This window comes from Streptomyces sp. NPDC058279 (genome assembly GCF_042881255.1).
In the GTDB taxonomy this organism is placed as follows: domain Bacteria; phylum Actinomycetota; class Actinomycetes; order Streptomycetales; family Streptomycetaceae; genus Streptomyces.
In genome coordinates this window covers 977,535-984,335 of the sequence record NZ_JBHVYA010000001.1, presented here as the reverse complement: position 1 = coordinate 984,335, position 6,801 = coordinate 977,535, and the positions used below count along the sequence as shown (strand labels likewise).

Here is a 6,801-nt window from a genome sequence, read left to right as displayed (position 1 = left end):
CAGATGTGGAAGCCCGGTAACGGGTGGAGCTGACTGGTACTAATAGGCCGAGGGCTTGTCCTCAGTTGCTCGCGTCCACTGTGTTAGTTCTGAAGTAACGACCGTGTTGTCATCCGGTTGATATCTTCATAGTGTTTCGGTGGTCATAGCGTTAGGGAAACGCCCGGTTACATTCCGAACCCGGAAGCTAAGCCTTTCAGCGCCGATGGTACTGCAGGGGGGACCCTGTGGGAGAGTAGGACGCCGCCGAACAATCATTGTGGGAAAGCCCCGCACCAGCCCGTTATCGGGTTCGGTGCGGGGCTTTTCTGCGTTCAGGTCCCCTCGGGGTCTCCTGTAGGGTCAGTGTGCATCGTTCGACTAGTTCTACCGTCACAGTGGAGGCCCCCGGGTGGAGGTCCAGGAGACTCGGGTTCAGACCGACCGAATTTTCACCATTCCGAACATCCTGAGCATGGCTCGCCTCGTCGGCGTGCCTCTGTTCCTCTGGCTGATCTTGGCGAAGCACGACGGATGGGCACTTCTCGTCCTCATGCTCAGCGGGATCAGCGATTACCTCGACGGGAAACTCGCACGGCGCTGGAATCAGATCAGCAATCTCGGTCGGCTGCTGGACCCGGCCGCCGACCGGCTGTACATCCTGACGACTCTCTTCGGCCTCACCTGGCGCGGGATTCTGCCGCTCTGGCTCACCGCGGCGCTGATCGCCCGCGAGCTGATGCTGCTGGTCATGGTGTGGATCCTGCGCCGGCACGGCTATCCGCCGCCGCAGGTCAACTTCCTCGGCAAGGCCGCGACCTTCAACCTGATGTACGCGTTCCCCTTGCTGTTGCTGAGTGACGGCGACGGTTCGTTGGCCTGGATGGCGTCAGTTTTCGGATGGGCGTTCGCCGGATGGGGTACAACCCTCTATTGGTGGGCAGGAATCCTTTACGTGGTCCAAGTCCGCCGGCTGGTCAAGGCGGATGCCACGGCCGATTGAGCTTGCTCGACGCCGGTACACGCGGAGGAGTTGCGGAGTCACCGTCCGAGACGGGTGAGGTCGGCTTGACCGTCATCTCTCAAGGAGGACTCTTCCGACATGAAGGCCGTCGTGATGGCCGGTGGCGAAGGCACCCGTCTTCGCCCCATGACCTCGAGCATGCCCAAGCCGCTCCTGCCGGTGGCCAACCGGCCGATCATGGAGCACGTGCTCAGGCTGCTCAAGCGGCATGGGCTCAATGAGACCGTTGTGACTGTTCAGTTCCTGGCGTCGCTCGTCAAGAACTACTTCGGTGACGGCGAGGAGCTCGGGATGGAGCTCACCTATGCCAACGAGGAGAAGCCACTCGGGACCGCCGGCAGCGTCAAGAACGCCGAAGACGCACTGAAGGACGACACCTTCCTCGTCATCTCCGGCGACGCGCTCACGGACTTCGACCTCACCGATCTGATCCGCTTCCACAAGGAGAAGGGCGGCCTCGTCACCGTCTGTCTGACTCGGGTACCGAATCCGCTGGAATTCGGTATCACCATCGTGGACGAGGAGGGCAAGGTCGAGCGCTTCCTGGAGAAGCCGACGTGGGGCCAGGTCTTCTCGGACACCATCAACACCGGCATCTACGTGATGGAGCCGGAAATCTTCGACTATGTCGACGCGGACGTCTCCGTCGACTGGTCCGGTGATGTCTTCCCCCAGCTGATGAAGGAAGGCCGGCCGATCTACGGCTACGTCGCCGAGGGCTACTGGGAGGACGTCGGCACGCACGAGAGCTACGTCAAGGCCCAGGCCGACGTGCTCGAAGGCAAGGTCCAGGTCGACATGGACGGCTTCGAGATCTCGCCCGGTGTGTGGATCGCCGAAGGCGCCGAGGTGAGCCCCGACGCCGTGCTGCGCGGGCCGCTGTACATCGGTGACTACGCCAAGGTCGAGGCCGGCGTCGAGATCCGCGAGCACACGGTCGTCGGATCGAACGTCGTCGTCAAGAGCGGGGCCTTCCTCCACAAGGCAGTGGTGCACGACAACGTGTACATCGGTCCCCACAGCAACCTGCGCGGCTGCGTGATCGGCAAGAACACCGACATCATGCGGTCCGCCCGGATCGAGGACGGCGCCGTCATCGGCGACGAGTGCCTCGTCGGTGAGGAATCGATCGTCCAGGGGAACGTACGCGTCTACCCCTTCAAGACGATCGAGGCCGGTGCCTTCGTCAACACCTCCGTCATCTGGGAGTCGCGCGGTCAGGCCCATCTGTTCGGCGCCCGGGGCGTCACCGGCATCCTGAACGTCGAGATCACCCCGGAACTGGTGGTGCGGCTGGCCGGTGCCTACGCGACGACCCTGAAGAAGGGGGCCACGGTCACCACGGCCCGTGACCACTCCCGTGGTGCGCGAGCGCTCAAGCGGGCGGTGATCTCGGCGCTCCAGGCCAGCGCGATCAACGTGCGCGACCTGGAGAACGTACCGCTGCCCGTCGCGCGGCAGCAGACCGCGAGAGGCAGCGCCGGCGGCATCGTGCTGCGCACCTCCCCCGGGGTGCCGGACTCGGTGGACATCATGTTCCTCGACGAGCGCGGCGCCGACCTCTCCCTCCAGCAGCAGCGCAAGCTGGACCGCGTGTACGCCCGCCAGGAGTACCGGCGCGCGTTCCCGGGCGAGATCGGCGACCTGCAGTTCCCGGGTAGCGTCTTCGACGCCTACACGGGTTCGCTGCTCCGGCGCGTGGACATCACCGGGGTCGCCGACTCCGGGCTCAAGGTGGTCGTGGACGCCTCCAACGGCAGCGCGGGCCTCGTCCTGCCCAGCCTGCTGGGCCGGCTCGGGGTGGACGCCCTCACCGTCAATCCGGGGCTCGACGAATCCCGCCCGACGGAGACCAGGGAATCCCGGCGCGCCGGCCTCGTACGGCTGGGCGAGATCGTGGCGTCCTCGCGGGCGGCCTTCGGCGTGCGTTTCGACCCGGTGGGCGAGCGGATCTCGCTGGTGGACGAGCGCGGGCGGATCATCGAGGACGACCGGGCGCTGCTGGTGCTGCTCGACCTCGTCGCCGCCGAGAAGCGCAGCGGCAAGGTGGCGCTGCCCGTGACCACCACCCGGGTCGCCGAGCAGGTGGCGGCGTACCACGGCACCCAGGTGGAATGGACGACGACCTCTCCGGACGACCTGACCCGAGTGGGCCGGGCGGAAAGCACCATCTTCGGTGGTGACGGCCGCGGCGGTTTCATCGTTCCCGAGTTCAGCAGTGTGTTCGACGGCTCGGCGGCGTTCGTGCAGCTGATCGGGCTGGTGGCGCGCACCCAGCTCACGCTGAGCCAGATCGACGCCCGGATTCCGCGGGCGCACGTGCTCAAGCGGGACGTGCCGACGCCATGGGCGGTGAAGGGGCTCGTCATGCGGCGGGTCGTGGAGGCGGCCGGCGACCGGCAGGTGGACACGACGGACGGGGTGCGCGTGGTCGAGGCCGACGGCCGGTGGGCGCTGGTGCTGCCGGACCCGGCGGAGGCCGTCACGCACCTGTGGGCCGAGGGTCCGGACGACGCGTCCGCGCAGGCGCTGCTGGACGAGTGGGCCGCGGTGGTGGACGCCGGCGAACACTGACGGCGTGCCGCGGCGGGCGTGAGCGCCGTCCGGCGGCCGGGTGGGAGAGCCTCCCTGTCTGGCCGCCGGACGGCGCATTCGGTGTCGGCGGGGCCCTCATGCGACGATGAGCGGCATGTCGCAGCCGCACCACAACCGGAGTTCGGTCACACGGCCCGCGCGCCCGGACGCTTCCATGTCGCTGCTGACGCACGTGATGGACCACAGCCTCGACGAGGGCTATGCGGAGGCATCGGCGCGGCGCGAGGCGGAGGGCACCGCCGGGCTTCCGCGCACGCTCAAGGCCAAGCTGGCGCTCGCGGGCGGGCTCGTGCTCGCGGCGATGGTGGTCACTCTGGGTGCCGCCCAGGCGAGGGTGGCGGCGCCGGTGCTCGCCAAGGAGCGTCAGGAGCTCATCGACCGCGTGGACCGGGCCAACGCCCACGCGGACGGGCTGGAGAGTGACATCGAGCGGTTGCGCACCGAGGTCGCCGATCGCCAGCAGGCCGCGCTCAAGCAGGTCGGCGGGGACCAGGGCGGTCCCGTGGCCCTGCTGTCCGGCGCCACCGACGTGCGGGGGCCCGGTGTGAAGCTGGTGGTGGACGACGCCAAGGGCTCCTCGTCGGGCGGTGGCGGCGGCCCGCGCGAGAGCAAGGGGTTCTCGGACACCGGGCGGCTGCGGGACCGTGACATGCAGAAGATCGTCAACGGATTGTGGCAGTCGGGGGCCGAGGCGATCTCGATCAACGGGCAGCGACTGACGGCGCTGTCCGCGATCCGGGCCGCCGGTGACGCGATACTGGTCGACAACCGGCCGCTGGTGCCCCCGTACGAGGTCCTCGCCGTCGGCGACCCCAAGCGGCTGGGCACCCGGTTCCAGGACTCGGAGGGCGGCCAGTACCTGCACGTCCTCCAGGAGAGCTACGGGATCCGCTCCGCCCTGTCCTCGGTGGAGGACCTCCGGCTCCAGGCCGCGTCGAGCCTGACCGTACGCACTGCCACAGCAGAACAGCAGAAGAAGGGTGCATCGTGATCGCGGTACTGGGCCTCGTGGCCGGAGTGGTGGTCGGACTTCTGGTCCGGCCCGAAGTGCCGGCCGTGGTGGAGCCTTATCTGCCGATCGCCGTGGTGGCCGCGCTGGACGCGGTCTTCGGCGGTCTGCGCGCGATGCTGGACGGCATCTTCGTGGACAAGGTGTTCGTGGTGTCGTTCCTGTCGAACGTGGTGGTGGCCGCGCTGATCGTCTTCCTCGGGGACAAGCTGGGCGTCGGCTCGCAGCTGTCGACCGGTGTGGTCGTCGTGCTCGGCATCCGCATCTTCTCCAACGCGGCGGCCATCCGCCGGCACGTGTTCCGGGCGTGAGGCCGATGAATACGAATGACACCCCTCCCGAGGAACCGAACGTTCCGGAGAAGCCTCTTGGAGAAGGGACGCCGGCAGCGGCCGGGGCCCCGGAGCAGAGCGGCCGCCGCAGGCTGGCCGCCGGTCTGTGGCCGCCGCGGCTGAGCCGGGCGCAACTGGTCGTCGCGCTGCTGTTGTTCGTGCTGGGGCTGGGCCTGGCCATCCAGGTCCGGTCCAACAGCGACGCCAGTGCCCCGCTGCGCGGAGCCCGCCAGGAGGACCTCGTACGGATCCTCGACGAGCTGGACGGGCGTACCAAGCGGCTGGAGGACGAGAAGCAGAAGCTGGAGGACCAGCGCAAGGAGCTGGAGAGCAGCTCCAACCAGGCGGAGGAGGCGCGCAAGCAGACCGTGGAGAAGGAGCGCCAACTGGGCATTCTGGCCGGTACGGTGGCCGCACAGGGCCCGGGCATCACGCTGCGGATCACCGACCCCAAGGGCCAGGTGGAGTCCGACCAGCTGCTGGACACCCTCCAGGAGCTGCGGGCGGCCGGCGCCGAGGCGATCCAGATCAACGGCGTGCGGGTCGTGGCGAGCTCGTTCTTCTCGGACGAGGGCGGCGGGGTCGGGATCGACGGTAAGAAGATCACACAGCCCTACGAGTTCAGGGTGATCGGCAAGCCCCAGGACTTGGAGCCCGCGCTCAACATTCCCGGGGGTGTGGTGCAGACGCTGGAGAAGGAGCAGGCCACGGTCGCCGTCACACGGTCGGCGAAGATCGTTGTGGACGCCTTGCGGGCTGCGAAGCAGCCTGACTACGCTCGGTCGTCATCGTCGTGAAGCGCGGCGGGATGTGGAGCGGCTCACGTGGGCGGATGCCTGCGGGGGGTCGACGCGTCGAAGTCGCGGTGCGTGGTGGAAACTGTCTGGTGGTTACGGACGTTGTGAGAATGTCCGGGTCGGCAGGTGTGTGCATGCGGAGTTCGTCCTGCCCCACGGGCGGGTCTGTTTCGGTCAAGGGGAATCGCCCGTGAAGTTGTTTGAGAAGTTGTTCGGCAAGAAGAACCGTGAGGAAAGCGGTGCACGGCACCGCGCGGGGCATGGAGACGCGGAAGCCCAGGGCGACCGGCCCCTCTTCCGGGACGAGGTCGCGGGCGGAGGTGACATTCCGGGCGCTTCGGGCGCGTCGGCTGTTGACCCTGCCGGTTCCGGACGCATAGGTTTCGGTGACCCATCAACCTCAAGTGCGGGTGGAGGGTTTGCCTCCGACCCGTATGCCACCAATGCCTCCGCGGGGCAGCCGCGGCGCGAGGAGCCGTCCATGTCGGCCGAGCAGGTTTGCGGCAGGTGCGGGCACCGCAGCGATGCGGCGAGCCGGTTCTGCTCCAACTGTGGGGCGCCGCTGCGGGCGGGTCTGACGCCGGAGCGTGCCTCGGAGACCACGTCCACCATCTCGATCTCGGGCCTGGAGGCTTACGAGGCCGAGGCGGCGGGGCACGTGTCGTCCTCGCTTTCCCCCGAGGCCCAGGCCGCGGTGGAAGCCCTGCCTCCGGGTTCCGCGCTGCTCATCGTGCGGCGCGGCCCCAACTCCGGCAGCCGCTTCCTGTTGGACGGCGAACTGACCACGGCGGGCCGGCACCCGCAGAGCGACATCTTCCTGGACGACGTCACCGTCTCCCGGCGGCACGTCGAGTTCCGCAGGAGCCAGGAGGGCGGGTTCACCGTCTCCGACGTGGGCAGTCTCAACGGCACGTACGTCAACCGTGAGCCGATCGACTCGGTCGCCCTGCACAACGGCGACGAGGTGCAGATCGGCAAGTACCGGCTGGTCTTCTACGCGAGCCTGCGAGGCATCTGACCTCCCCCGGACACCCTGCGGCCCACCGCCGCAGGGTGCCCCCAGGG

General features: G+C 68.1%; 6 protein-coding genes and 1 rRNA gene. All 7 read left to right on the top strand.

The annotated features are described in order from the left end of the window. The first annotated feature begins 135 nt into the window (after window positions 1–135). The 7 genes from rrf to ACFVXJ_RS04720 all read left to right on the top strand — a co-directional run bounded on the left by rrf (window position 136) and on the right by ACFVXJ_RS04720 (window position 6,754). Window positions 136–252, top strand: a 5S ribosomal RNA gene (rrf, locus tag ACFVXJ_RS04750). A gap of 139 nt (window positions 253–391) precedes the next feature. Then, window positions 392–982: a CDP-alcohol phosphatidyltransferase family protein gene (locus tag ACFVXJ_RS04745; RefSeq protein WP_361315184.1), complete on the top strand. Its 591-nt coding sequence runs from the start codon at window positions 392–394 to the stop codon at window positions 980–982. Between the two features lie 99 nt (window positions 983–1,081). After that, window positions 1,082–3,577, top strand: a complete 2,496-nt coding sequence (locus ACFVXJ_RS04740; protein WP_389658505.1) for a sugar phosphate nucleotidyltransferase — start codon at window positions 1,082–1,084, stop codon at window positions 3,575–3,577. A gap of 106 nt (window positions 3,578–3,683) precedes the next feature. Then, window positions 3,684–4,589: a DUF881 domain-containing protein gene (locus tag ACFVXJ_RS04735; RefSeq protein WP_389658502.1), complete on the top strand. Its 906-nt coding sequence runs from the start codon at window positions 3,684–3,686 to the stop codon at window positions 4,587–4,589. Beyond that, window positions 4,586–4,918 carry a small basic family protein gene (locus tag ACFVXJ_RS04730; RefSeq protein WP_030158423.1) on the top strand — a complete coding sequence of 111 codons (333 nt, stop codon included), beginning with the start codon at window positions 4,586–4,588 and terminating at the stop codon, window positions 4,916–4,918. Before ACFVXJ_RS04735 ends, ACFVXJ_RS04730 begins: the two co-directional genes overlap by 4 nt. A 5-nt stretch (window positions 4,919–4,923) precedes the next feature. Then, window positions 4,924–5,736, top strand: coding sequence for a DUF881 domain-containing protein (locus tag ACFVXJ_RS04725; RefSeq protein ID WP_389658499.1), 813 nt, complete (start codon window positions 4,924–4,926; stop codon window positions 5,734–5,736). Between the two features lie 82 nt (window positions 5,737–5,818). Next, a complete protein-coding gene (locus ACFVXJ_RS04720; protein WP_389658649.1) occupies window positions 5,819–6,754 on the top strand; it encodes an FHA domain-containing protein in 936 nt (311 codons plus the stop codon). The last annotated feature ends 47 nt before the right edge of the window (window positions 6,755–6,801 follow it).